The 24,219-nt window shown below is 68.1% G+C and carries 26 protein-coding genes and 1 pseudogene; 13 read left to right on the top strand and 14 right to left on the bottom strand.

Features of this window, described 5'->3' with window-relative positions; all coding sequences use genetic code 11:
- Positions 1–41: 41 nt before the first annotated feature.
- A complete protein-coding gene (locus ACI2KI_RS08060; RefSeq protein WP_404619086.1) occupies positions 42–1,535 on the bottom strand; it encodes a methyl-accepting chemotaxis protein in 1,494 nt (497 codons plus the stop codon).
- Between the two features lie 201 nt (positions 1,536–1,736).
- Here ACI2KI_RS08060 and fliI point away from each other — a divergent pair, with 201 nt between their 5' ends.
- Genes fliI through ACI2KI_RS08040 form a run of 4 tightly spaced genes read left to right on the top strand, consistent with a single transcriptional unit; the run spans position 1,737 to position 5,325 of the window.
- Positions 1,737–3,080, top strand: a complete 1,344-nt coding sequence (gene fliI / locus ACI2KI_RS08055) for a flagellar protein export ATPase FliI (protein ID WP_292084186.1) — start codon at positions 1,737–1,739, stop codon at positions 3,078–3,080.
- A gap of 56 nt (positions 3,081–3,136) precedes the next feature.
- Complete coding sequence (locus ACI2KI_RS08050; protein ID WP_404619084.1) at positions 3,137–3,550, top strand: flagellar export protein FliJ; 414 nt, start codon at positions 3,137–3,139, stop codon at positions 3,548–3,550.
- Between the two features lie 6 nt (positions 3,551–3,556).
- Positions 3,557–4,609: an endo-1,4-beta-xylanase gene (locus ACI2KI_RS08045; protein ID WP_404619082.1), complete on the top strand. Its 1,053-nt coding sequence runs from the start codon at positions 3,557–3,559 to the stop codon at positions 4,607–4,609.
- Between the two features lie 38 nt (positions 4,610–4,647).
- Positions 4,648–5,325 carry a methyltransferase domain-containing protein gene (locus tag ACI2KI_RS08040; RefSeq protein ID WP_404619080.1) on the top strand — a complete coding sequence of 226 codons (678 nt, stop codon included), beginning with the start codon at positions 4,648–4,650 and terminating at the stop codon, positions 5,323–5,325.
- Between the two features lie 138 nt (positions 5,326–5,463).
- Here the strand turns inward: ACI2KI_RS08040 and ctrA are convergent, their stop codons facing one another.
- Positions 5,464–6,165, bottom strand: a complete 702-nt coding sequence (gene ctrA, locus ACI2KI_RS08035) for a response regulator transcription factor CtrA (protein ID WP_207825828.1) — start codon at positions 6,163–6,165, stop codon at positions 5,464–5,466.
- 373 nt (positions 6,166–6,538) lie between these two features.
- Here ctrA and ACI2KI_RS08030 point away from each other — a divergent pair, with 373 nt between their 5' ends.
- Together ACI2KI_RS08030 and ACI2KI_RS08025 are read left to right on the top strand one after the other, a co-directional pair.
- Positions 6,539–6,925 (top strand): chromosomal replication initiator DnaA, encoded by a 387-nt coding sequence (locus ACI2KI_RS08030; RefSeq protein WP_404619078.1) that lies wholly within the window; start codon positions 6,539–6,541, stop codon positions 6,923–6,925.
- Entirely contained in the window at positions 6,922–7,641 is a 720-nt protein-coding gene (locus tag ACI2KI_RS08025; protein ID WP_404619076.1) for a DUF6456 domain-containing protein, read from the top strand. The genes ACI2KI_RS08030 and ACI2KI_RS08025 overlap by 4 nt, the downstream gene beginning before the upstream one ends.
- Before the next feature lie 33 nt (positions 7,642–7,674).
- Here ACI2KI_RS08025 and ACI2KI_RS08020 read toward each other — a convergent pair whose 3' ends face one another.
- The 5 genes from ACI2KI_RS08020 to fliQ form a co-directional block, all read right to left on the bottom strand.
- The gene (locus ACI2KI_RS08020) at positions 7,675–7,962 is read right to left on the bottom strand and encodes a hypothetical protein (RefSeq protein WP_404619074.1); all 288 of its coding nucleotides are present in this window, start codon (positions 7,960–7,962) and stop codon (positions 7,675–7,677) included.
- A 248-nt stretch (positions 7,963–8,210) separates the two neighbouring features.
- Positions 8,211–10,241: a cell cycle histidine kinase CckA gene (gene cckA / locus ACI2KI_RS08015; protein ID WP_404619602.1), complete on the bottom strand. Its 2,031-nt coding sequence runs from the start codon at positions 10,239–10,241 to the stop codon at positions 8,211–8,213.
- A gap of 259 nt (positions 10,242–10,500) precedes the next feature.
- Entirely contained in the window at positions 10,501–11,577 is a 1,077-nt protein-coding gene (gene flhB / locus ACI2KI_RS08010; protein WP_404619072.1) for a flagellar biosynthesis protein FlhB, read from the bottom strand.
- Positions 11,570–12,340: a flagellar biosynthetic protein FliR gene (fliR, locus tag ACI2KI_RS08005; RefSeq protein ID WP_292084197.1), complete on the bottom strand. Its 771-nt coding sequence runs from the start codon at positions 12,338–12,340 to the stop codon at positions 11,570–11,572. Before fliR ends, flhB begins: the two co-directional genes overlap by 8 nt.
- 7 nt (positions 12,341–12,347) lie before the next feature.
- The gene (gene fliQ, locus ACI2KI_RS08000) at positions 12,348–12,614 is read right to left on the bottom strand and encodes a flagellar biosynthesis protein FliQ (protein ID WP_199183609.1); all 267 of its coding nucleotides are present in this window, start codon (positions 12,612–12,614) and stop codon (positions 12,348–12,350) included.
- Positions 12,615–12,816: 202 nt separating this feature from the next.
- Between fliQ and ACI2KI_RS07995 the strand changes: the two genes are divergently transcribed.
- Together ACI2KI_RS07995 and folE are read left to right on the top strand one after the other, a co-directional pair.
- A complete protein-coding gene (locus ACI2KI_RS07995) occupies positions 12,817–13,770 on the top strand; it encodes a hypothetical protein (RefSeq protein ID WP_404619070.1) in 954 nt (317 codons plus the stop codon).
- A gap of 45 nt (positions 13,771–13,815) precedes the next feature.
- On the top strand, positions 13,816–14,403 hold the full coding sequence (gene folE, locus ACI2KI_RS07990) for a GTP cyclohydrolase I FolE (RefSeq protein WP_404619068.1): 588 nt from the start codon (positions 13,816–13,818) through the stop codon (positions 14,401–14,403).
- Between the two features lie 10 nt (positions 14,404–14,413).
- Here the strand turns inward: folE and ACI2KI_RS07985 are convergent.
- A pseudogene (locus tag ACI2KI_RS07985) lies at positions 14,414–15,243 on the bottom strand (alpha/beta fold hydrolase).
- Between the two features lie 230 nt (positions 15,244–15,473).
- On the opposite strand from ACI2KI_RS07985, the gene ACI2KI_RS07980 reads away from it, so the two are divergent.
- Positions 15,474–16,622, top strand: coding sequence for an acyltransferase family protein (locus ACI2KI_RS07980; protein WP_404619066.1), 1,149 nt, complete (start codon positions 15,474–15,476; stop codon positions 16,620–16,622).
- A 149-nt stretch (positions 16,623–16,771) separates the two neighbouring features.
- Here ACI2KI_RS07980 and ACI2KI_RS07975 read toward each other — a convergent pair whose 3' ends face one another.
- The 4 genes from ACI2KI_RS07975 to flgB all read right to left on the bottom strand — a co-directional run bounded on the left by ACI2KI_RS07975 (position 16,772) and on the right by flgB (position 18,519).
- Positions 16,772–17,149 carry a VOC family protein gene (locus ACI2KI_RS07975; RefSeq protein WP_404619064.1) on the bottom strand — a complete coding sequence of 126 codons (378 nt, stop codon included), beginning with the start codon at positions 17,147–17,149 and terminating at the stop codon, positions 16,772–16,774.
- A 195-nt stretch (positions 17,150–17,344) separates the two neighbouring features.
- The gene (fliE, locus tag ACI2KI_RS07970) at positions 17,345–17,656 is read right to left on the bottom strand and encodes a flagellar hook-basal body complex protein FliE (protein ID WP_184265730.1); all 312 of its coding nucleotides are present in this window, start codon (positions 17,654–17,656) and stop codon (positions 17,345–17,347) included.
- Positions 17,657–17,666: 10 nt separating this feature from the next.
- Positions 17,667–18,101: a flagellar basal body rod protein FlgC gene (gene flgC / locus ACI2KI_RS07965; RefSeq protein ID WP_292084202.1), complete on the bottom strand. Its 435-nt coding sequence runs from the start codon at positions 18,099–18,101 to the stop codon at positions 17,667–17,669.
- Between the two features lie 13 nt (positions 18,102–18,114).
- Complete coding sequence (gene flgB, locus ACI2KI_RS07960) at positions 18,115–18,519, bottom strand: flagellar basal body rod protein FlgB (protein ID WP_207825738.1); 405 nt, start codon at positions 18,517–18,519, stop codon at positions 18,115–18,117.
- A 144-nt stretch (positions 18,520–18,663) separates the two neighbouring features.
- On the opposite strand from flgB, the gene ACI2KI_RS07955 reads away from it, so the two are divergent.
- From ACI2KI_RS07955 to ACI2KI_RS07945, 3 genes are all read left to right on the top strand, one after another.
- Entirely contained in the window at positions 18,664–18,939 is a 276-nt protein-coding gene (locus ACI2KI_RS07955) for a flagellar biosynthetic protein FliO (protein ID WP_404619062.1), read from the top strand.
- Between the two features lie 143 nt (positions 18,940–19,082).
- A complete protein-coding gene (fliP, locus tag ACI2KI_RS07950) occupies positions 19,083–19,910 on the top strand; it encodes a flagellar type III secretion system pore protein FliP (RefSeq protein ID WP_404619060.1) in 828 nt (275 codons plus the stop codon).
- Positions 19,911–20,024: 114 nt separating this feature from the next.
- Positions 20,025–20,303 (top strand): HU family DNA-binding protein, encoded by a 279-nt coding sequence (locus tag ACI2KI_RS07945; RefSeq protein ID WP_105564062.1) that lies wholly within the window; start codon positions 20,025–20,027, stop codon positions 20,301–20,303.
- Positions 20,304–20,426: 123 nt separating this feature from the next.
- Here ACI2KI_RS07945 and ACI2KI_RS07940 read toward each other — a convergent pair whose 3' ends face one another.
- Positions 20,427–23,312 (bottom strand): hypothetical protein, encoded by a 2,886-nt coding sequence (locus ACI2KI_RS07940; RefSeq protein ID WP_404619058.1) that lies wholly within the window; start codon positions 23,310–23,312, stop codon positions 20,427–20,429.
- Positions 23,313–23,482: 170 nt separating this feature from the next.
- Here ACI2KI_RS07940 and ACI2KI_RS07935 point away from each other — a divergent pair, with 170 nt between their 5' ends.
- On the top strand, positions 23,483–23,935 hold the full coding sequence (locus tag ACI2KI_RS07935) for a DUF983 domain-containing protein (RefSeq protein WP_292084209.1): 453 nt from the start codon (positions 23,483–23,485) through the stop codon (positions 23,933–23,935).
- A gap of 4 nt (positions 23,936–23,939) precedes the next feature.
- Here the strand turns inward: ACI2KI_RS07935 and ACI2KI_RS07930 are convergent, their stop codons facing one another.
- Positions 23,940–24,200 carry a hypothetical protein gene (locus ACI2KI_RS07930; RefSeq protein ID WP_292084210.1) on the bottom strand — a complete coding sequence of 87 codons (261 nt, stop codon included), beginning with the start codon at positions 24,198–24,200 and terminating at the stop codon, positions 23,940–23,942.
- Positions 24,201–24,219: the final 19 nt, after the last annotated feature.

Genomic DNA, 24,219 nt, shown 5'->3' with positions numbered 1-24,219 from the left:
CGTCGTGATGCGGCTGGCGATTCAGCGCGTCTTCTAAGGCATCAGAACTCCGTCCAGGCCTCGGACAGGCCGCCGTTGGCCACGGCGCGCAGCCGCGTCCGCTGGCTATCCAGCGCGGGTGGCGGTCCGGACTGAAGACGAGGCGCAGACGCCAGTTCGCGCACGACGCCGCCCTTTTCCTGCCCTGTGCGGAAGCGCCCGACCAAGCGCGCCAGACCCTCCGCCTCGGTCTTGAGGCTGAGCGCGGCCGCCGTGCTCTGCTCGACCATGGCCGCGTTCTGCTGGGTGACCTGATCCATCTGGTTCACCGCCGCATTGACCTGACTGAGGCCCGACGACTGCTCCTGGGACGAGGCGGCGATCTCGGCCACCAGGGCGTCCATCTCGCCCACCTTGCCGGCGATGGCGTCCAGCGAGGCCCCCGCTTCGCCGACCAGTTTCACGCCTTGCGCCACCTCAACGGCCGAGGCCGAGATCAGGGTCTTGATCTCCTTGGCCGCCTCGGCGGAGCGCTGGGCCAGGGCCCGCACTTCCGAGGCCACAACCGCGAAGCCGCGCCCGCTGTCGCCCGCCCGCGCCGCCTCGACCCCGGCGTTCAGGGCCAGAAGATTGGTCTGGAAGGCGATCTCGTCGATGACGCCGATGATGTCGCTGATCTGGTCCGAGCTCTTGCGGATGCCGTCCATGGGGGCGATCGCCTCGCGCACCACCGCGCCCGAGCGGTCGGCCTGTCCGCGCGCCTCGCCCGCCACGGCGGCGGCCTGACGCGCGCCCTCGGCGCTGCGCTTCACCGTGGCGGTGATTTCGTCGAGGGCGGCGGCGGTCTCCTCCAGCGAAGCGGCCTGCTGTTCGGTGCGCCGCGACAGGTCGTCCGAGGCGCTGGAGATTTCATCCGAGCCGCCGCGCAGGCCTGACACCGATTGCAGCACCTGGGCCAGGGTCTGCCCCAGACACTCGACGGCGTTGTTGAAGTCATTCTTCACCTGGCCGTGGGCGCCGCTCATCTCCTGCTCGATGCGCGCCGTCAGGTCGCCGTCCGACAGACGCGCCAGACTGCCGGCCAGGGCCTCGACCAGGGCGTTCTGGGCCGCCTCGGCGCTCAGGCGTTCGGCTTCGCGGCGGGCGAACTCCTGTTCGGCCTCGGTGATGTCGACCGCCAGCTTGATGACCTTGGCCGGGCGGCCGTCCGGCCCCATGACCGGGTTGTAGCTGGCCTGCAGCCAGACCTCGCGCCCGCCCTTGGCCAGACGCCGGAACTTGGTCGCCACGAACCGCCCGGCGTTCAGGTCGCGCCAGAAGGCGGCGTAGGCGGGGTCAGCCGCCTCCGTCGGATCCATGAAGGTGCGGTGATGCTGACCCCGGATCTCGTCCAGGCTGTAGCCCATCGTTGTCAGCAGGTTGTCGTTGGCGTCCAGGATGCGGCCGTCCAGATCGAACTCGATCACCGCCTGGGATCGGCCGATCGCGGCCATCTTGCTGTCGAGGTCATGGAGCTTCTGCTCCACATCACGCTTCTGACGACCCTTGCCGAACATCCAGCCCGCTCCCTGGCGATGACTTGCTGATGACGCCACTGTTCGCGAAATGTAAAATCTGAAACCTTAGTTTTTCTGCGGTGCGGCATAAGGGCATTCCCGTAGGCCGGCTTCACCGCTCGTTAACCACGATGGCCCATTCGTTAATGGGTAAGGCACGGCGTTCGGATCGACCCGATCGCAGCCTGAGGGGCCCCCTGCTTGCGCAATCTCGTCGCCGCCGTTGAAGCGATCGACCCGCTGGTCGTCACCGGCAAGGTGGCGGGCGTCAGCGGCCTGCTGATCGAATCTCGCGGCGGCCTGTCGCGCCTGGCGGTCGGCGCCCGGGCCGAGATCGAGCGGCGCGGCCAAGCCCCCCTGCCCGCCGAGGTCGTCGGCTTTCGCGACGCCAAGGCCCTGCTGATGCCCTTCGGTCCGGTCGAGGGCGTGGCCCCCGGCGCCGACATCCGCATCATCGACACCGCCGCCAGCGTGCGCCCCACCACCGCCTGGCTGGGCCGCATCATTGACGCCTTCGGCCAGCCCATCGACGGCCTCGGCCCCCTGCCGCAAGGACCTGCGCCCTATCCCCTGCGCGCCTCGCCGCCGCCGGCCCATTCGCGCGGCCGGGTGGGCGAGCGTCTGGATCTGGGCGTGCGCTCGATGGACGTCTTCACCACCACCTGCCGGGGTCAGCGCCTGGGCATCTTCGCCGGTTCGGGCGTCGGCAAGTCGGTGCTGCTGTCCATGCTGGCCAAGCAGGCCACCTGCGACGTGGTGGTCGTCGGCCTGATCGGCGAGCGGGGCCGCGAGGTCCGCGAGTTCATCGAAGAGACCCTGGGCGAAGAGGGCCTGCGCCGCGCCGTGGTCGTGGTCGCCACCTCGGACGAACCGGCGCTGAAACGGCGCCAGTCGGCCTATATGACGCTCGCCGTCTCCGAATACTTCCGCGATCAGGGGCTGGAAGTCCTGTGCCTGATGGACTCGGTCACCCGCTTCGCCATGGCCCAGCGCGAGATCGGTCTGGCCGCGGGCGAGCCGCCGACCACCAAGGGCTATACGCCGACCGTCTTCACCGAACTGCCAAAGCTGCTGGAGCGCGCCGGTCCCGGCCCGATCCGGCCTGACGGCACCGAGGCCGGGCCGATCACCGCCCTGTTCACCGTCCTGGTCGATGGCGGCGACCATGACGAGCCGATCGCCGACGCCGTGCGCGGTATCCTCGATGGCCACATCGTCATGGACCGCAAGATCGCCGAGCGCGGCCGCTTCCCCGCCATCGACGTGCTGAAGTCGGTCAGCCGGACCCTGCCCGGCTGCCAGACCCCGCCCGAGCGCGAGTTGAATCGCCGCGCCCGTCAGTGCCTGTCGGCCTATGCCAACATGGAAGAGCTGATCAAGATCGGCGCCTATCGCAGCGGGGCCGACCCCATCGTCGACCGCGCCATCGCTCTGAACCCCGCGCTCGAGGACTTCCTCGGCCAGGACAAGGACGACCATACCAGTCTGGACGAGAGCTTCGTGCGGCTGGAGGCCATCCTCAACCAGGGCATGGTCGCCCCCTAGGGCCTTCGCCGACCGTCGTTCCAAAGTATTAACCCCCGCAACCGCATCGTGACGCCATGACCGCCTGGGCCCAATCCTTGATCCGCATCTCCAACTACGAGGTCGAGACGCTGCAGAAGCGCCTGGCCGAGGTCGCGGCCCGCAAGGCCGAGGCCGAGATGCGCGTCGCCGTCCTGGACGCCGAGGTCGAGATCGAGCGCCAGAACGCCCGCCTGGACCCGTCGTCGGGCATGATGCTGCAAGCCTACCTCAAGGGCTGGGCGCTGAAACGCGCCGAGGCTGAAGGCACGGTCATCGCCATCGGCGCCGAGGAAGAAGGCGCCCGCGACGCCCTGACCAGCGCCTTCGAGGAGCTGAAGAAGTTCGAGCACGTCGCCGAGACGACCCGCCTGAACAAGCTGCTGGCCGCCGCCAAGCGCGAAACCGCCGCCTTCGACGAAATGGGTCTGCGCCGTCGTGCCGAGGGCTGACGCCCGATGATCAATCGTCGCGCCGTCCTGGCGACGCCGCTCGCCCTGGCCGCCTGCGGCTCGGCCGAACCGCCGGCGGCGCCGCCGACCATCGCCCCGCTCAAGGCGACCGCCCCCTTCCCCGTCGGCCTCAGCGCCATGACGGGTCAGTTCGACGACCCGCAATGGGTCGATCTGGTCCGCACCCACTTCAATCAGCTGACCCCCGAGTGGGAGATGAAGATGGAGCGGATCTTGTCGCCGACGGGCGGCTATGACTTCTCGGCCGCCGACCGCATCGCCGCCTTCGCCCGCGATCACGGCCTGCGGCTCTATGGCACCACCCTGATCTGGTACGCCCAGGATCACCCTCACTTCCACGACCTGAGCCAGACGCAGTTCGAGGCCGACTACGACCGCTGGATCGCCACCGTCGCCGGGCGCTATCGCGGCCAGGCGGTCGGCTGGGACGTGGTCAACGAGCCGGTGGCCGAGAACGGCGACGGCCTGCGCGACTGTCTGTGGAGCCAGCGCCTGGGCCAGGACGGCTACATGATCCGCGCCTTCGAGCAGGCGAAGCTGGCCGCGCCCGACGCCGTCCTGTTCATCAACGACTACAACCTCGAGAACAATCCGAGGAAGGGCGCGACCTTCCTGCGCACCGTCGAGCGCCTGCTGAAGGCCGGGGCGCCGATCGGCGGTCTGGGCACCCAGTCGCACCTCGACATCGAGATCCCCGCCGGTCAGATCACGTCCTTCATGCGCGAGTTGGCCGCCTTCGGCCTGCCCATCCATGTCTCCGAGCTGGACGCCTCGCTGCGGGCCGACCGCCGCCTGGACACGCGTTCGCGCGATGAGAAGCTGGCGCAGCAGAAGGCCCGCGTGGTCGAACTGGCCGGGGCCTTCATGGCCCTGCCCCCGGCCCAGCGCTTCGCCTTCACCGCCTGGGGCCTGCGCGACACCGACAGCTGGCTGCGACGCGAGCCCGAGGACGACGGGCGCGACCAACCCCTGCTGTTCGACGCCCTGGGCCGACCCAAGCCGCTGGCGGCGGCGCTGGAGACGGTGTTCCGCGGCTGATTTACCGGAAGGCAACGCCGACCTGATCTAACGGCGTCATGAAGCTGATCCACGCCCTTCAGGACAACGCCGACCCCAACTCGCTGGTGTCCCGTTTCCGCCGCGCCCGCGCCAGGCGCGTCACCGCCCTGATCGAGGCCATCCACGCCGAGAAGGGCGCGGTGCGGATCATCGATCTGGGCGGCGAGCCGGAATACTGGAACCTGTTCCCGCGCGACTTCCTCGACGCGATGAAGGTCCGCATCACCCTGGTGAACCCCGGCGGCTTCGAGGCCGTGGACCAGACCCTTTTCGACAATGTCGACGGCGACGCCTGCTCCCTGCCCCAGTATGCGGACAACAGCTTCGACCTGGTCCATTCCAACTCGGTCGTCGAGCACGTCGGCGACTGGGTGCGGATGGAGGCCTTCGCCGCCGAGGCGCGCCGACTGGCCCCGCGCTACTACGTCCAGACCCCCTATTTCTGGTTCCCGATCGAGCCCCACTTCTCAGCGCCCTTCTTCCACTGGCGCAGCGAACAGAGCCGGGCGCGCGCCCTGATGCGTAAGGGTCACGGCTTCTCGCAGAAGGCCCCCGACGTCGGCGCCGCCATGCGCGACGTCCAGCACGCCCGCCTGCTGGACAAGACCCAGTTCCGCTTCCTGCTGCCCGACGCCGAACACCACGACGAGGTGGTGCTGGGCCTGACCAAGTCCCTGATCGCGGTGCGGGGCTGAGCCATCTGCCCTTGATGAGCGAAGGACACGCGCTCAAGCAGGCCGAAGGCCGTTAGCGCCCCAACAAAAACAAAACGCCCGCCGGTTTCCCGGCGGGCGCTTCAATCTTCGGACCTGAGTGGAGGCTCAGGGCGTCATTCAGGCGGCGACGTTGATCGCGCCTTCCGACGGGTCGCGCAGGACGTAGCCGCGGCCCCAGACGGTTTCGATGTAGTGCTTGCCGCCGGCGGCCGTCGCCAGCTTCTTGCGCAGCTTGCAGATGAAGACGTCGATGATCTTCAGCTCGGGCTCGTCCATGCCGCCGTACAGGTGGTTCAGGAACATTTCCTTGGTCAGGGTCGTGCCCTTGCGCAGCGAGAGCAGCTCCAGCATCTGATATTCCTTGCCGGTCAGGTGCACGCGGTGACCATCGACCTCGACCGTCTTGGCGTCCAGGTTCACGGCGATCTCGCCGGTGTGGATGATGGCCTGGGCGTGACCCTTGGAGCGACGGACCACGGCGTGGGTGCGCGCGATCAGCTCGTCCTTGTGGAAGGGCTTGGTCAGGTAGTCGTCGGCGCCGCCGCCGAAGGTCTTGACCTTGGTCTCGATCTCGTGGCTGCCCGAGAGGATCATGACCGGCGTATTGATCTTGCCGACGCGCAGCTGACGCAGAACCTCAAGGCCGCTCATGTCGGGCAGGTTCAGGTCCAGCAGAATGAGATCGTAGTCATAGATCTTGCCCAGATCGATGCCTTCTTCACCCAGGTCGGTCGTATAGACATTAAAGCCTTCCGACTTGAGCATCAGTTCGATGCTCTGGGCCGTGGCGTGATCGTCTTCAATCAGCAGGACGCGCATTCATGCCCCTCCAGGCAAAGCTTTGGTTCGGCCGCCAAGGGAGCGACAGCCGGGTAACCTTGTTCCAACGTTAACGGGTCAAAACCTTAAGAAGGGTTAACGGGTCCCGATATGAAACGCCTAAGGTGATTTGCGAATCGCCGTCCAGAGTCCCGAGTCAAGGATTCGTTAATTTATTAACCATGCGACGCGCCTTGCCCCCTTGACGCGCGCATCATCCCCCGTCGCGCATCCATCGCTCCACAGCCGATCCCGCGCCCCACAAGGCGAAACGACCGATTCTGACGTTAGTTAGGACAAGATTCCTAACCCACCCCTCTGTACGACACATGATGGGGACGACAGAAAAATAGGTTCGGGAGCAACTGACGACATGGAATCCTATCGGGCCGAGCCCTATCGCGTGCCGGTGACGGAGGGCGACCGCATCCGCGCCGACGCGGCCCTGCATCTGGCGGCCTACGCCTTCGGGGTTCCGGCCAGCGAGATGCTCCGGCGTGAACGGACGCGCCCGCGCGCCTGCCGCGCCCGCTGGTCGGCCATGTATCTGGCCCATGTCTCCTACGGCTGGCCGCTGGAGCGGGTCGGCCACGCCTTCGGCCTCAACCGGGCCACCGCCTCGACCGCCTGCCGCTGGGCCGAGGACGCGCGCGACGACGACCGGTACGACGCGGTGATGGATGGGCTGGAGTCGGGCCTGCGCGCTGTCTCGGAACTGCCCGCCGTCGACCTGGCCGTGATGGCGGGAGGCGGCCGATGAGCCGGATGCTGGAGCGCGCCCGCTCCCTGCTGGACCGCCCCGGCGCCTGGCTGGACCAGTCGGACGGGGCCTATCCCTTGCGGCTCGGCGGCGACCGGCGCGGGCGGGTGGTGCTGACCCTGGACGAGGCGGCGTTTCGCGCCCTGATCGAGCGCCCCGGCCTGAGGCGGCGCGACGGCGGCGGCTGGCTGCCCCGCCCGGCGCCCGCCCGCAACACCTCGCTGTCGCCCTCGCCGCCCGGCCGTCCCGGCCTGATCGAGGGCGAGCGCCCGGTCATGGAGGCCGACGGGCGCCTGACCACGCGCCGCGCCAATCTGGGCGAAAGCCCCGTCGCCTGGCTGGCCCGGCGCAAGGACGCCTCGGGCCGCCCCTGGCTGACCCCGGCCGAGGTGGCGGCGGGCGAACGCCTGCGGGCGGACGGCGAGATCGCCCTCAGCGGCCCCTCCCTGACCATGCGCTGGGACGCCCTGCCCCGCTCAAGCGGCGGCAGTTCCGCGCGCGTCGAGCCGAGTGACCGCGCCCTGTCGGCCTCGGCCCGCGTCGAGGCGGCGCTGAGCGCCTGCGGCCCGCGTCTGCGCGCCCTGGTCGAGCGCGTCTGTATCCACGGCACGTCGCTGCAACTGGCGGAACAGGACCTGTCCCTGCGTCGTCGCCAGGGCAAGACGGTGCTGAAGCAGGGGCTGCAGGCCCTGGCCGATCACTACGGGATCGGGTGAGAAACAGACGCCCTGAACGTCCGCTAAGGGTGGTTAGCCGACGTTCGATCGGTGGCCAGCTTTGTTGATTCCCCGCCAGAAGGTGATGCCGGAAGAGGCCATCAACACGCCCACGCAAAACCCCCATAGCTTTGCGGCAACTACCAGTGAGGGGAATACCCCAAGCCATAGGTCTTTCGACGTCAGAACATTCTGAACGGCGACGAAGATGGGGTTCAGCGCTAGCAGCAGGGCTCCAATGGGCCATGACAACAGGATGATCTTGCCCATTAGGCCGAAGAAATGGGCCCAGGGATTTTGGCTCGCAGGGGCATCGCTCATCAGCAAAGGTTACTGAAGCTACTTCTTCTGGGAAAGGCTTGGTGCGAGCGTCCGCAACGGGTCGATTTGCGAAATAGGTGTCCCGCCCGAACGCAGACTCGCGCGCCCCAGTCACCCCGCCGTCATCCCGGCCGTAGAGAATCGAAGAGCCGGGACTCAGGCGATTGCACCTGATGGGGCGAGGCTTGAAATCCGCCGCCTGGGTCCCGGGTTCTGCTGCGCAGCCCCGGGATGAGGGCGGCGAAGGTTTAGCCCGCGTGCAGTTCCTGCTTCACGCGTTCGGCCAGGGTCTTGATGTCCAGCGGCTTGGGCAGGAAGGAGACGCCGGTCTCGTCCTGCAGCAGGTCCGAAAAATCGCTCTCGGCGTAACCCGAGATGAACATGACCGGGGCGTCGCCGAGGAAGGGTCGGGCCTTCCTCAGCAGCGACGGACCGTCCAGCCCCGGCATGATGACGTCGGAGATCATCATGTCGATCTGGCCGGCCCATTCCTCGGCCAGGATCAGGGCCTCCTCGCCGTCGCAGGCCTCGATCACCTCATAGCCGCGCTGGCGCAGCAGGCGGGCGGCGATGCCGCGCACGGCGGCCTCGTCCTCGACGAACAGGATGCGGCCGGCGCCCGACAGGTCGCGCGGCGCGGCCTTGACCGCCTTTTCGACCACCGGGGCGGCGACCAGCTCCTCGGCCGAGGCGGCGGGCAGGAAGATGCGGAAGGCGGCGCCGGCGCCTTCAAGGTTCGTGACGCTGATGTGCCCGCCCGCCTGCTGGACGATGCCATAGACGGTGGCCAGGCCCATGCCGGTGCCTTCGTTGACCGCCTTGGTGGTGAAGAAGGGCTCGAAGATCTTGTCCAGCAGTTCGGGCGGCACGCCGGGGCCGGTGTCGGACACCTCGATCAGGGCGATCTCGCCCGCCGCCTCGCGCCAGCCCATGTCGCGGGCCTGGGCTTCGGTCAGGCGGCGGGTCTTGATGGTGACCACGCCCGCGCCCGGCTCGACCACGCCGCGCATGGCGTCGCGGGCGTTGACCGCCAGGTTCATGACGGCGGTCTCCAGCTGGCTCTTGTCGGCCAGAACCAGAGGCATGTCGCGGCCGTAGTCGGTCTCCAGACGGACGTCCTCGCGCAGCAGGCGGCGCAGCAGGACGGCGAACTCGCCGACCAGTTCGCCCAGATCCAGACGCTCGCGCCGCACCGTGGACTTGCGCGAGAAGGCCAGCAGCTTCCTGACCAGATCGGCGGCGCGGATGCCCGTCTGACGGATCTGGTTCAGGCCGTCATAGGAGGGATCGCCGACCGGGTGGCGCTCCAGCAACTCGGACAGCTGCATCTGGATGGCGGTCAGCAGGTTGTTGAAGTCGTGGGCCACGCCGCCCGCCAGCTGGCCCACGGCCTGCATCTTCTGGGCCTGCGACAGCTGCAGCTCCATCGACTTCTGGGCCGAGACGTCGAACAGCCAGACGCGGCGCTTGTCGCCTTCCGGCGCGACATAGAGGTGCAGGTGACGGTCGGGATAGGCGCGAGCCACCAGCTCGATCGGGCCGGAAGACCCGGCCGCCAGCTTGGCCTTCGCCTCGGTCACGCCCGCCAGATCGAACAGGTGGCCAAACGCCGCGTCGCCCGAGGCGGCCGGGCCGGTCAGGACGGCCAGGGCGGCGTTGGAATCCTCTGCCTTGCCCGCGAACAGGTCGTCGCCGGCGATCACCGTCGAACCGAAGGGCGCGCCGGCGGCCATGGCGCGGGCCTCGCCGCTGACCTTGGCGGGGGCGGCGACGGGGGCGGCTTGCGGCACCGGCAGGACGGCGTCAGGCGCGGCGCGGACCAGGAAACGCCCCTGCCCCGCCTGACCGATCAGGACCTCGATCTCGCGGGCGCCGATCTGGACGATGGCGCGGCCCTGATGGCCTTCGCGAGCCTGGGCGAAGGCCATGTAGAGGGCTTGCGCAGACTTGCCGCGCGGAAGCGAAGTGACGGCGCCGTTCTCCTCGGCCCAGGCGGCGTTGTAGGCCAGGACCTGACCGGACGGCCACACCAGCGCCGCGGGCTCGGCCATGGCGTCCAGCATCTCGACCGCCGTGTCGCCGTGAGCCCGGCGCACCTCGGCCCGGCCGAAGGCGAACAGCCAGATCACCGCCGTGGCGCCCGCCGCGAAGATCAGGATCAGACCGGGCGCCGTGAAGGCGTTGGCGCGAAACGCCGGATAGACCATGGCCGCGACCGCCAGGGAGAAACCCAGCGCCATCACCACCAACAGGGGATCAAAGGTCGGACGGCGCGTCATCGCCGCCTTCGGCCGGGAAATCGTCATGGCGTCCTGCCCGCGCGAATCATTAACCATCAGCATACCGAAGCTCGTTCGTGCGCCCTAACGGGACGCCTCTCCCTCCCCTTCATGGGGAGGGTGGTCGCGCAGCGACCGGGTGGGGAGGGCGTGGCGACAAGGGCGCAGCGCTTGATCAGCCAAGCCGCCCCCACCCGTCTGACGCTGCGCGTCAGCCACCCTCCCCATGAAGGGGAGGGAGAAACACGGCGCTGCAATATCACCGCCGCTTCCGTCCCTGCATGACGAAGCCGATCACCTTGGCCGCCGCCTCGAAATGTTCACGCGGGATGACCTCGTCCACCTCGACCGTCGCATAGAGGGCGCGGGCCAGGGGCACGTTCTCGACGATCGGCACGCCGCTCTCCTTCGCCAGCTCCCGGATGCGCAGAGCCACCGCGTCGACGCCCTTTGCGACGCAGATGGGGGCGCCGTCGCCCTGATCCGGCTCATAGCGCAGGGCCACCGAATAGTGGGTCGGGTTGGTGACGATCACCGTGGCGCCCGGCACCGCCTGCATCATGCGCTGGCGACTGCGCTGCATACGGATCTGACGCAGCTTGCCCTTCACGTGGGGGTCGCCCTCGGTCTGCTTGAAGTCTTCCTTCATCTCCTCTTTGGTCATCCGCATCCGCTTGGCGAAGCGGAACTTCTGCCAGATGAAGTCGGCCCCGGCGGTGAAGCCCAGGAAGATCAGGGCGGCGATCATCAGCGATCCCGCAAGATCCCGCGCGAAGGGCAGGATGGCGGCCGGGCTCATGGCCGCCAGGTTCTCGAACTCGCGGGCGTGGGGCTTCAGCACCCACCAGCAGACCGCGCCGATGGCGATCAGCTTCAGGAAGGTCTTGATGAACTGGACGATGCCGTCCGGCCCGTAGATGCGCTTGAAGCCGGACAGCGGGCTGACCGACGACCACTTGGGCTTGAGCTTCTCGGCGGTGAACATGAAGCCCGACTGGGCCAGATTGCCCCCCACCCCGCCGACGATGACGGCCAGCATCAGGGCCGCCAGGAAGGGCGTCACGGCCCAGACCGCCCTCATGCCGATCTCGACCCCGGCGCCCGCCTCCAGCCCGCCCAGCATGGCGTGCGGCTCGGCCAGGAAGGGCAGCATGTCCTCGGCCATCTGCTGCGAGAAATAGCCGCCGCCGATCAGCAGCACCGCCACGGCGCCGGCCAGGGACATGGCCGCCGCCACGTCCGGCGACTTGGCGACGTCGCCCTTCTTCCGCGCGTCCTCAAGTTTTCGCGGGGTGGCCTCTTCGGTTTTCGACTCGGGATCGGAACCTTCAGCCAAGGCTCCCTCCCGTGAACACTCGCGTCAGGGCGCGATAGCGGTCGATGAAGATGGTTCCCATCACGCCGAGGCTCAGCGCGAAGATCGAAAGGCCCAGAAGGACGCTGAGCGGAGCGGCGGCGAAATAGACCTGAAAGGCCGGCATCACCCGCGCCACCAGACCGGACGCCAGGTTGAAGATCAGGGCGAAGACCAGGACCGGCGCCGCCAGCTGGACCCCCAGCATGAAGCTCTGCCCCAGGGTCCGGACAGCCATGGCGGCGAAGTCGGCCGCGATCATCGGCTTGGCGGGCGAGATGGTCTCGTAGGAGCCCAGGATGCCGGCGATGAACAGGTGATGGGTGTTGGTGGCGAAGATCAGCGTCACCCCCAGCAGCATCAGAAAGGCCGACAGGGTCGAACCCGGCGAGGCCTGCAGCGGGTTGGCCGTCTGGGCGAAACCGAGGGTGGTCTGCTGCGAGATGATCTCGCCCGCCGTGACCAGGGCCGTCATGAAGCTGCGCAGGATGACGCCGATGGCCAGACCGGTCAGGACCTCGCGGATGATCCAGCCTGCCATGCCGCCCAGGGTCGGCGGCAGGGCCGGCAGGGTCCCCGCCACCAGCGGCCACATGACCAGCGACAGCAGCAGGGCCAGCGACAGGCGCACGCGCGGCGGCACATAGCTCTCGCCGATGCCGGGGATGGTCATCAGGATCGCGCCGATCCGCGCGAAGATCAGCCCGCCGGCCCAGATCTGATCGGCGGTGGCGTAAGGCTCCATGCGGCGACTACATCCCGGCGATGCGGGCGGCGATCTCGCGCATGAAGCCGCCCAGCAGCGCCCCCATCAGCGGCAGGAACAGCAGCAGCGAGACGAAGATGGCGATGATCTTGGGCGCATAGATCAGGGTCTGTTCCTGAATCTGCGTCAGGGCCTGAAACAGACCGATGACCACGCCAACCACCAGGCCGACGACGAGCACGGGGGCGCACAGCTGGATCGTCAGCCAGATGGCGTCACGGCCAATATCCAGAACTTCCGCGCCGCTCATCACCACTCCCGGGAACTCGGCAGAAAATGCCGACAGGATGGTTAACAGGCCGTTTAGGAAACACAGCTTCATCCCTCGCCGATAGCGATGCTAGCGTCACCATATGGGCAAGAGACGACAAAGACCTGCGCTAGGCGGCAGCCTGCCGGCCCTTCTCGAAGCGCTTGCGGACCAGCTCGACCAAATGCGGCCATCCTCAGAGCTTGTGAATAAAGCCGTCTCGCTGCTGGAAAGCACTCCTCCTAGCCGATTTGTCGAGATCGACCGCCAAATCCGCGACCTTGGACGGCTCTATCACCACCGCTACCTGCCTGACGATCGGCTTGGCGGCTGGCTGCGGCTGCTTGCCCGTTCGAACCGCAAGACCGGTCCCAGCGCCGATCTGATTATGCTGAACCACCAGCCCGCCCTTGCTCCCATCTTCCTCAGCCACGGGGACGGGCGCGTACGAGAGGCCGCTCTCGATCATCTGACCGAGATCAAAGCGCCCTATATCGTCTGCGCGATTGCACTACGCCTGAACGACTGGGCAGGCCCCGTGCGCTACGCGGCGATCGAATGCGCCGATCGATTGCTAGGGGCGACGTCTCCGACCGTTCTCGCCGAGGCTGCGAAGGAAATCCTGCCTCGTCGCTCAACCTGGACCCGCGGCGACAGTGCCCTGTTACGACTGGATGCGGCCTTTGCTCGAGCCGATGTCGTGCAGGCCATCGTCAATCACCTTGCCGCCAGCGTCACTGGCCCGTGCATTCGCATTCTCGCAGAGGTCAGCCGCACGGACGTTGTCGACATCTGGCTTGAACATCTGGCCTTCAACGCCGCTCAGCCCAACGTTCGAGCCTTGGCCTATCGCTTCCTGATCGAAGAAGAAGCCGCGTGGCCGGAAGGCTTCGAGCACGTCTGGATCGATAAGACTTACGGCATGGAACGCAGGATTCGACGCTACGGAAATCGCAGCCTCAGCATCACGACAGACCGGGCGCATCTAATCGCCGCCGGGGCAAAAGACCGAGCCGCCGCTGTCCGTCTTGCGGTCGCTGACTCATTGGTCCGACACCGGCACAGTCTGCCTGACCCCGCAGGACTGGCCAAGGAGTTGAGCAAGGACAAGCACCCCGGCGTCCGCCTGCGCGCACAGTTCGTTTTGGACAACGTCTGATCTGACGGCTGGATTGATCGGCCGGTCCGGCTATATGGACAAGCCATGACCGACCACGCGCACAAACCCTCCGTCTCGCAGGCCGAAGCCGAAGCCGCCGTCCGCACCCTGATCCAGTGGGCGGGCGACAATCCCGACCGCGAAGGTCTGCTGGAAACGCCCAAGCGGGTGGCCAAGTCCTATCGCGAGCTGTTCCAGGGCTATGAGGTCGAACCGCGCGAGTATCTGGAGAAGACATTCGAGGAGGTCGGCGGCTACGACGAACTGGTCGTGCTGAAGAACATCCGCTTCGTCAGCTTCTGCGAGCACCACATGCTGCCGGTCGTCGGGGTGGCCCACGTCGGCTACCTGCCGACCGACCGGGTCGTCGGCATCTCCAAGCTGGCGCGCGTGGTGCGCGGCTTCGCGCGTCGCCTGCAGATCCAGGAAAAGATGACCTCGGACATCGCCCACGCCATCCAGGACGTCCTGCGTCCCCACGGCGTCGGCGTGGTCATCGAGGCCGAGCACAGCTGCATGACCATGCGCGGCGTCGACGTCCCCGGCGCCAGCCTGTCGACCAGCTGCCTGCTGGGCACCGTCCGCGAAGACCCCCGGACGCGCGAGGAGTTCCTGCGCCTCGTCCGGGGCTGACCCTCGCGCCCTAGGCCCTGATGAAGGCCAGCAGGTCGGCGTTGATGACGTCGGCGTGGGTGGTGCACATGCCGTGCGGCAGGCCGGGATGGATCTTCAGCGTCCCGTTCTTCAGCAGCGGCGCCGACAGCCGGGCCGAATCGTCGATCGGCACGATCTGATCGTCGTCGCCGTGCAGGACCAGGGTCGGCACGGTGATGGCCTTCAGATCCTCGGTGAAGTCGGTCTCCGAAAAGGCCTTGATGCAGTCGTAGTGGGCCTTGGCCCCGCCCTGCATCCCCTGACGCCCCAGTTGTCGATCACGCCTTGCGACACCTGGGCGCCGTCGCGGTTGAAGCCGTAGAAGGGACCGGAGGGCACGTCCCGATAGAACTGGGCCCGATTGGCCGCCAGGGCGGCGCGGAAACCGTCGAAGACCTCCAGCGGCAGACCGCCGGGATTGGCCTCGGTCTTCAGCATCAGGGGCGGCACGGCGCCGATCAGCACCGCCTTGGCCACGCGGCCGTCCGGCTCGCCGTGGCGGGCGACGTAGCGCGCGACCTCGCCGCCGCCGGTCGAGTGGCCGATGTGGACGGCGTCGCGCAGGTCCAGATGCTTCGCCAGCGCCGCCACGTCGGCGGCGTAGGTGTTCATCTCATTGCCGTTGTCGGTCTGGGTCGAACGCCCATGACCGCGCCGGTCATGAGCGATGACGCGACAGCCCTGCCCCAGGAAGAACAGCATCTGGGCGTCCCAGTCGTCCGCGCTCAACGGCCAGCCGTGATGAAAGACGATGGGCTGCCCGCTTCCCCAGTCCTTGTAGAAGATCTCGGTCCCGTCGTCGGTGGTGATGAAAGGCATGGTTCAGCATCCTGTGGCCATGGGCCCGCGGGCCCGTTGAAAGGGAACACGCACGCGCCTGCGCCACGGATGAGGGCCGGGCGTCAGGTCGGAAACTGGAACTGAAGGGGCCGGGAAGGTCGCCCCGCGCTGGAGCCTAACACGCCCGGGGCCTCGTCGCGCCCGGCCCGCCGATCACGAATCCGCGCGGCCCCCTTCTTGCGTGTCCTGCGGTCGAAGGAGGCCTCGTCATGGGCTGGACCGCGTTTTCGTCTCATAATGAGCCGCCGCCGATCATGCGCGGCGGATGGCTGGACGCGCTGCGCTTCATCGTGGCGTCGCTGATCATCCTGCACCACTTCCAGGCCTCGGCGCCCCACGCCCTGGCAGAGGCGGTGCATCCGGTGTTCGAGCGCGGCGGCTTCCTGCTGACCAACTTCTTCCTGATCGACAGCGGCTATGTGCTGATGCGCGTCTATGGCGCAGCGGTCGGCGGCGGGCGGATGTCCAAGACCGACTTCTTCCTCAAGCGGTCGCTGCGGGTGTTTCCGGCCCACCTGATCATGCTGGCCCTGCTGGTGGCCATGGTGCTGCTGGGCACGGCCATCGGCATGCCGCCGACCCACCCCGAATGGTTCGCCTGGGACCAGCTTCCGGCGCAGGTGGCGTTGGTGCAGTCGTTCGGCGTGTACGGCGGTCTGGGCTGGAACGCCCCCAGTTGGTCGATCTCGGCCCTGCTGGGCTGCTACCTGGCCTTCCCCTGGGTGCTGCGCGGGCTGACGCGGGTCGGGCCGTGGATGGCGCTGGGCCTGGTGGTGATCGGCTATCTGGCGGCCAACGAGCTGTGCTGGGCCATCCTGAAGTACCCCGTCTATCAGATGCCGCTGGCCTTCGGCATCTGGCGCGCCCTGCCCCTGTTCGTGCTGGGCATGGGGCTGGCCTGGTTCGCGCAAGGCGTCTGGATCAATCCGCGTCTGGCCGGATGGGCCCTGCTGCTGGCCTCGGTGGCGCTGGCCGTCGTGCAGTATTTCGACAAGCACGCCCTGATCTCGCTGACCCTCATCTCCATCATCATCCTGGCGGCGGGGGCCGTGCCGGTGACCAGGCCGTCCAAGCTGGTGGAGCAGGCGGCGGTCGTCTCCTTCGCCATGTTCATCTCGAACGAGGTGGTCCGCATCGGCTGGTTCGGTCTGGCCGAGGCCACGGCGAACAGGCTGAACCTGGGCGAGGCCGCGCGCTGGGCCCTGTGGCTCATGGGCGTCGGCGCGGCCTTCGTCTTCGCCTTCCTGTTCCACTACGGCATCGACAATCCGATCCAGAAACGCATCCGCGCCTGGCTGAAGAAGCGCGGACACGCTCGGGTCGAGATCAAGGAACCGGTGGTTTCGCTGGAGGGTTAGGCTTGTGCTCCCTTGCCGTCACCCCGGACGCCCGACAGGGCGATCCGGGGCCGAGACGGGTCAGCAAGACCCGGTGACGGCAGTAGAGGCGCGACCGCCTGGGTCCCGGGTTCCGCTACGCGGCCCCGGGATGACGGCGCGGATGTGTCTCACCCCGTCGCGCCGACCAGATGCAGGATGTTGCCGTCGGGATCCTTGAACCAGGCCAGACGCAGGGCGCCGCAGACGTGGATGTCGCCCTGGCGGCCCATGTCGTCATAGTGTTCGAAGGTCACGCCCCTGGCCTTCAGCCCCTCGACGATATCGTCCAGTTCGACGCCGACGTCCCAGGTCACGGCGTTGGCTTGATTGGTCCCGGCGAAGTCGGACTTGTAGACGGTCAGCCATGTGCTGCCGGTGCGGTAGCCCAGCATCCCCTCGTTCGAGGTGTCGGCCAGATTCAGCTCCAGCACGTCGGAATAGAAGGCCTTGGCGCGATCCAGATCCTTCACCGCCACAATGGCCGAGGAGTTCTTGTTCTTGAGCATGAGGTCTCTCCGTGATGCGAAGAGAACCGGTGAGGGCGGAGTTCGATCCGCCCCCATCTGTCGTCATCCCGGACGGCGCGTAGCGACGATCCGGGACCCAGAGGTTTCAGCGAGAACTGGCGAGGATTGCAGATGCACAACCGCCTGGATCCCGGGTTCCGCTGCGCGGCCCCGGGATGACGGAAGCAGGAGCCGTCAGATCGGCATCCGCATGATTTCCTGATAGGCCGAGATGACCTGGTCGCGGACGGCCATGACGGTTTCCAGCGAGGCTTCGGCGGACGACACGGCGGTGACGACGTCGATCAGGCTGCCCTGACCCTGGACCATCTGGGCCATCTGGGTTTCGGCGCCGCGCGTCTGTTGCGCCGTCTGGGTCATGACGTTCTGCAGCAGTTCCGAGAAGCCCGGTCCCTGGGCCGCCGAGGCGGCGCTGGGCGGCGTGGCGGTGGGCATGGCCCCGCCCTGAACGGCTGCATAGGCCTTGGCCGCCATCATGGGGTTCATGGCCTAGCCCTTACTTCTTAATGATGTCGAGGGTGCGGGACTCCATGTTCCGCGCCGTCTCGATGACGTTCAGGTTGGCCTCATAGGCGCGCTGCGCCTCGCGCATGTCCATGGCCTCGACCAGGGTGTCGACATTGGGCCGCTGGACGTAGCCCTCGGCGTTCGCCGCCGGGTGCGAGGGGTCGTATTCCATGCGGAAGGGGCTCTGGTCCGGGCGGACCTCGGCCAGGACCACGCCGGTGGCGCCGTCGACCTTGCGCGCCTGAAACACCGGGGTCTGGCGGCGATAGGGCTCGCCGCCCGCGACCGTGGCCGTCGACTGGGCGTTGGCGATGTTCTCGGCGATGATGCGCATGCGCGACTGCTGCGCCTTGAGGGCGCCGGCGGCGACGCCCATGGCGGTGTTGCGCGGGGTGACGGGACGGCCGTTGACGGGATCAGGCATGGTTCAGTCTCCCTCAGACGCCGGGCTTCTTGGCGGCCATGCGGATCATCTGCATGGACTTCTGGTAGAAGCCGATGGCCGCGTCATAGGCCATGCGGCTCTCGGCCATCTTGAGCATCTGCTCCTCGACCACGACCGAGTTGCCGTCCAGCGTGGTCTCTGAATCCGGCGCGTTCAGCGACTCGAAGCGGGCGGTCTGCCCCGCCGGCGAGATGTGGCGGGCGTTGGTGGCGACCATCTTCAGCCCGCCGCCGGTGCGCATGGCCTCGGCGAAGTCGGTCGGCGCCTTCAGGTCGCGCGCCATGAAGCCGGGGGTGTCGGAGTTGGCGACGTTCTGGGCGATCACGCGCTGACGATCGTCGAGCCATCCGAGACGGCCCTTGATCTGGTTCAGCAGCGGAATGTCGGTGACGGACACGAAGGACCCTCGAACGATGGACCGGCAGAATTTGCCGCCTGCATGGTTAATATTCCGTGTTTCTAAACGCGGCGTTAACCACGAGCCGCGAAACGTGCGGGCGAAGCGGCGCGCACACGGGCGCTGTTGGGGCCTCGAATCCGCATGAATTTCCTCGACCTGTTCCGGGCGGTGTTCGGCCTGGCGATCACGCTGGGCCTGATCGGTCTGGCCGCCTGGGCGGCGCGTCGCTATGCGCCCCAGGTGCTGGCCAGGCTGCAGGCCGAACGCGGCGCGCGCCGGTTGCAGGTGATCGAGACCCTGGTGCTGGACCCGGCCCGGCGTCTGGTCCTGGTGCGGGTGGACGCCGAGGAGCGGCTGATCCTGCTGGGCGAAGGGCGCGAACTGATCGAACCGCGCGGTTCTGGAGACGCGAAATGAGCCGGCACGACGCTTCTCCCTCCCCTTCATGGGGAGGGTGGCTGACGCGCAGCGTCAGACGGGTGGGGGCGCTTCGGCAAGACAAGCGCCGCGCCCGTATCGCCAAGCCCTCCCCACCCGGTCGCTGCGCGACCACCCTCCCCATGAAGGGGAGGGAGAGTGTTTTCGGCATGCCGACCCGCGCGGAGCTGAAGCGCGCCGCCCTGCTGTCGCTGATCACCACGGCCCTGTGTCTGGTCTGGCCCCTAGGGGCGCTGGCGCAGGAAGCCGCCCAGGCGGCCCAGAGCGGATCGGCCATCAACATCGACCTGGGCACGGGCGCGGGCCTGACCCAGCGGGTGGTGCAACTGGTCGGGCTGATGACCGTCCTGTCGCTGGCCCCGTCCATCGTCATCATGACCACCAGCTTCGTGCGGATCATCGTGGTGCTGAGCCTGCTGCGCACCGCGCTCGGCATGCAGCAGTCGCCGCCCAACGCCGTCCTGGTCTCCCTGGCCCTGTTCCTGAGCGCCATCGTCATGGCCCCGACCTGGCAGGACGCCTATGATTCGGGCATCCGGCCGCTGATGGATCAGCAGATGGAACTGCCCCAGGCCTTCGATGCGGCCTCCGAACCGGTGAAAACCTTCATGCTGGCCCAGGTGGGGCGCGACGACCTGGCCCTGTTCACGCGACTGTCGAAAATCGAGCCCCCGCGCGACGTGCAGGAACTGCCCCTGCGGGTGGTCACCCCGGCCTTCATGATCAGCGAGTTGAAGAAGGCCTTCGAGATCGGTTTTCTTCTTTTCGTTCCGTTCCTTGTGATCGATCTGGTGGTCGCCAGCGTGCTCATGTCCATGGGCATGATGATGCTGCCGCCGGTGGTCATTTCCCTGCCGTTCAAGCTGATCTTCTTCGTCCTGGTGGACGGCTGGAGGCTGGTCGCGGGCAGCCTCGTGGAGAGCTTCCAGAGAGCGGCCGGCGGGGGATAAGTCCCCAGCCTCAGGGGCTTTGAGCGTCATGCGGGCTTGCCAAGCTGCGCCAAACGCGTGTTGATCCTCCGGTCTTCGCCCGGGAATCGGGCGACCACCTTTGGGAAAACCCTTATGACCACTCAAGCCGAACTGATCGCCGCCGTCGCCAAGGACGCAGGTGTTTCGCAGGCCGACGCCGGCCGCGTCCTCGACGCGATCGTCAAGAACATCCACAAGAGCCTGGTTTCGGGTTCGGACGTCCGCATCTCGAACCTGGGCGTCTTCGACACCGCCGAGCGCGCCGAGCGCGAAGGCCGCAACCCGGCCACCGGCGCGACCATCAAGATCGCCGCCTCGAAGGCCGTGCGCTTCCGCGTGTCGAAGCCGCTGAAGGACGCCGTCAACGGCTAAGCCTTCGGACCCGCACGGGTCCACGGCGCTCTGACCCGGCTCACGCATCGCGGACAGCTGGTATGAGCGCCAATCCCCTCAAGCAGTCTCGCACCGCGTGCGAGACGCTAGGGGCCTAAAATATCAGGCGGCTCCAGCCGCCTGGGGACGGGCGGGGGTCGCAGGGCGGTCTCCGCCCGTTTTCTGTCTGAACTCGGCCTTGGTGGCCGCGATCCAGCCGGCATAGGTGTCGGCGCCGGCGCTGAGGGTGGCGAAGTCCTGCGGACGGCCCGAGCCGTCGGCCCCGTCCAGACCGGCCAGGGCGATGCGGATGCCGCCCGGCGAGCGGGCCTTGTCGGCGAAGCCCGAATAGTTGGCCGACAGACGGTTCAGCGCCCCCGCGTCGCGCGCCAGCGAATAGCCGACCCCGGCGCGGATCAGCCGGTTCTCCTCGTCCGCCGTCAGCGGGATCAGGGCGTCGCGATAGCGATTGCCCAGCTGCTGTTCGTAGATGGCGGCGGCCGGGCCCCACTGCTGCTGCTTCCAGAATATCTCGGCCCGCACGTCGCGGGCGGCGGGCGAGGCGTCCTTGGCCAGGACTTCCAGCGCGTGATCGTAGCGGCCCAGCTCCATCAGGGCGCGGGCCTCCAGCGCGCGGCGCTCGCTGTTCATGGCCGTGGGCAGAAGCGTGGTGCGCGAGCTCCAGAGGGCTTGCAGGGCCTCCTCCGGCTGGCGGTTCATCAGATAGACCATGGCCAGGTTGGTCGAGACCTGGGCCTTGGCCACGCCCTCCAGGCGGTTGTCGGCCTGATACTTTAGCAGCTCCGCCGCCTGATCCAGCAGGTCGACGTCGATCAGGCGCCGGGCCAGACGCCGCACCATCTCGTCGCCGTCGGCGCCGACCGGGGTCAGTTCGCGGAAATCGAAGAAGAGGGCGAGCGCCTGCACCGGCTGCAGGCCGTCGGCGGCGCCGTCGAGGAAGAGGGCGCGGAAGGCGTTGTCCAGATCAGACTGCAGCTTGTCGCCGCCGGGCAGGACCACGATCTTGCGCCCCGCCGCCTTGAGCGTGGTCAGGGCCTCGCGATAGCGGCCCTGCGACAGATAGAGCTCGCCCAGACTGCGGATCACGGCCAGTTCGGTGCCGTCGCCGCGCCAGCGCCACTTCAGGGCCTCCAGCTGGGCGGCGGCCTGATCGGGCTTCAGCGTCCCCTTGGCCATCTCCAGACGCACCACGCCGAGGCGGGCGGGGGTCGAGATGCCGTCCAGCGGGGCGCGAGCGACGGCCTTGTAGAGGGCCAGGGCCTGGGCCGGCTTCTGTTCCAGCTCGAACAGCCGGGCCTGCACCAGACGGGCGGTCAGCTGATCGGGCGCAGAGATGCCCGGCTGGCTGAAGACATAGGCCAGAAGCTCGCGCGCGGCGTCCAGATCGCCGGTCTCGACGGCGGCCAGGGCATGGGCCGTGCCGAAGCGGGCGCGCCATTCGGGGGTGAAGTTGTCGACCACGCCCGCGCCGGCGGCGAAGGCCTGACGCGCCGTTGTCCAGTCGCTGCGCTGGGCGGCGATATAGCCCTGCCAGACGCGGGTCGAGGGATCGCCGGCCAGAGCCCCGGACGAGAAGTCGGCCTCGGCCTCGGCGTAGCGGCCGATGGCGGCGCGGGCGGCGCCGCGCAGGCCGCGCACCTCGGCCACGCCCTGCATGGCCGGGGTCTGCTTGACCAGGGCGTTCAGCACGCCGATCGCCTCATAACCCAGACCCTGGCCCACTAGGAAACGGGCGTAGGCCAGGCGGCCCTCGATCGGAGCGCGCGGATCCTCGGCGGCGCGGCCGCTTTCCAGCTCGGCGGCGACCTGCAGCGCACGATGACGGTCGTTGAAGCTGTCGCTTCCCAGATCGGCCCAGTCGGCAATGATCAGGGCCGGACGGACGGCGGCGCGCGGGGCGTGGGCCTCAGCGGCGGCCGCTTCCAGCCCCACGGTCGGCGGGGATAGGCGCAGGCCGCGTGGCCGCGACAGGGTGACGATGTCGCCCTCGGCCTTGACCGTCAGATCGTCGGTCGGGGTTTCGACCGCCAGGCCGTGGGCGGTGGGCAGCAGGGCCAGGTCGACGGTGCGCCGTCCGGTTCTCAGCCCCTTGCCGGGGGCCAGGGCGGTGACGGCGGCGAAGCGGTCGCCGACCATGGGATCGGTCAGCCAGACGGTCCTGGTGGCTCCGGCCATGCGCGCGGTCAGGGCGGTCTGGACGCTGTCGTCCCGGCCGATGTCGATCCCGCTGGCGGCGGTGGTCGGCCCGCCCAGGGTGATGGTCCAGGCGGCGCCGTCGGCGCGGGCGGACACCCCCTGCCCCTCGGCGACGGGAATACGGATGGCGGTGAAGTCGGGCCCGGCGGCCCAGCGCGCCTTGGCCGCATCGCCGGCCTTGGCGGCGGCGGGCATGTTCATGCGGGCGGCGGCGTCGAACACCACCCAGACCGCGTCGCCACGGCGGAAGACGGCGGCCCCGACCGGCGCGGCCCAGGCGAAGGTCAGGCGGGTCGTCTCGTCCTTGACCTCGGCGGTGACGGGCACGGCGCCGCCGGCGGGCACGACCGAGGGCTTGGTCCCTTCCGGCGCCGCGCCGGGGGCGTAGAGGTTGATCCAGACCGCGCCGTCGGCGGCGCCGGAGCGGACGCCCGCCCCCTCGGCCAGGGTCAGGACCAGTTCGGTCGCGCCCTGGACCGAGCGGGTCTCGACCTTCTCGACCCCCTTGGGAGGATCGACGCGCAGGCGGCTGACGTCGGGGGCCGCGGTCGTGCCGATGCGGATGACGACGGCGCGGCCGTCCTGGCGCACCCGGGCGCGGGAACCCACTGCCCCCGCGAATTCGACCTTGGTGAAGCCGGCGTTGGCGCCGACGCGGATCTCGACCGGATCGCCCGAACGGGGCCCTGCCCCCTCGGCGTGCGGGGCCAGGGGCGCGAAGACGACGACGCCCGCCGCGGCGGCCGCCACGGTCGTCTTCAGAACGCGCTTGCTGGCGGTTGCCCCGGACATACGCGCGCACCCTCGCGCGAAGGGCTTTAATCGCGGTTAACGTCGGTTAAAGCCCCGCTGAAAAAACCTTGCCATGCGGGTAGGACAAATCACCCGCTTGCAGCGCCCGTGCGAAAGGCCGACATCGACGGTATCGACGTTATCGTCACCGTATTTCGTCAGGTGTTGCCGTGTCCGACCCCGTCTATCCGCCCCTCAGCCCGCTGAAGACCGGCATCCGCTGCCGCTGCCCGCGCTGCGGCGAGGGTGCGCTGTTCCAGGGCTATCTGACCATCCGCAAGGAATGTTCGAACTGCGGTCTGGACTACGGCTTCGCCGACCCGGCGGACGGCCCGGCCTTCTTCGTCATGTCGGCGGTGGGGATCGTCGGCATGATCGGCTTCATGATCTTCGAGTTCAACGTCCACCCGCCGGTCTGGGTGCACTTCGTCGTCACCCTGCCGATCCTGGCCCTGATGTGCCTGGGCGTGCTGCGGCCGTTCAAGGGCTGGATGGTGGCCGAGCAGTATTTCCACAAGGCCGAGGAAGCGACCTTTGTCAGCGTCGGCAAGCACGGCCAGGGCTACGGCTGGCGCGGCCAGGCCGAACGCGCCGCCCGCGAGCAAGCGCGCAAGGCCGACTGAGCCCCTAGATCCCCAGTTCCGGCATCAGGCCGGCGACCACGCCCCGCATATTGGTCTCCTTGGGCGCCATGGCGCGCAGGAAGTTCAAGGTATTCGCCGCACTGTCGAAGAAGGCGAAGTTCGACTGGGTGAAGCGGCAATTGCTGAAGTTGGGCGCCAGACCGCCGCGGTAGACCAGCCGGGCGTTCTTGAACTCGCAGTTCACGAAGGTCACGCCGTCGATCTCGACTTCGCCGCTCAGAACCTGATCACGCGTCTGGGTCATACTGTCTCTCCAAGAAATG

The sequence above is a fragment of the Brevundimonas sp. NPDC046655 genome (assembly GCF_044901625.1).
Taxonomy (GTDB): domain Bacteria; phylum Pseudomonadota; class Alphaproteobacteria; order Caulobacterales; family Caulobacteraceae; genus Brevundimonas.
This window is presented reverse-complemented; position numbering and strand designations above follow the sequence as displayed.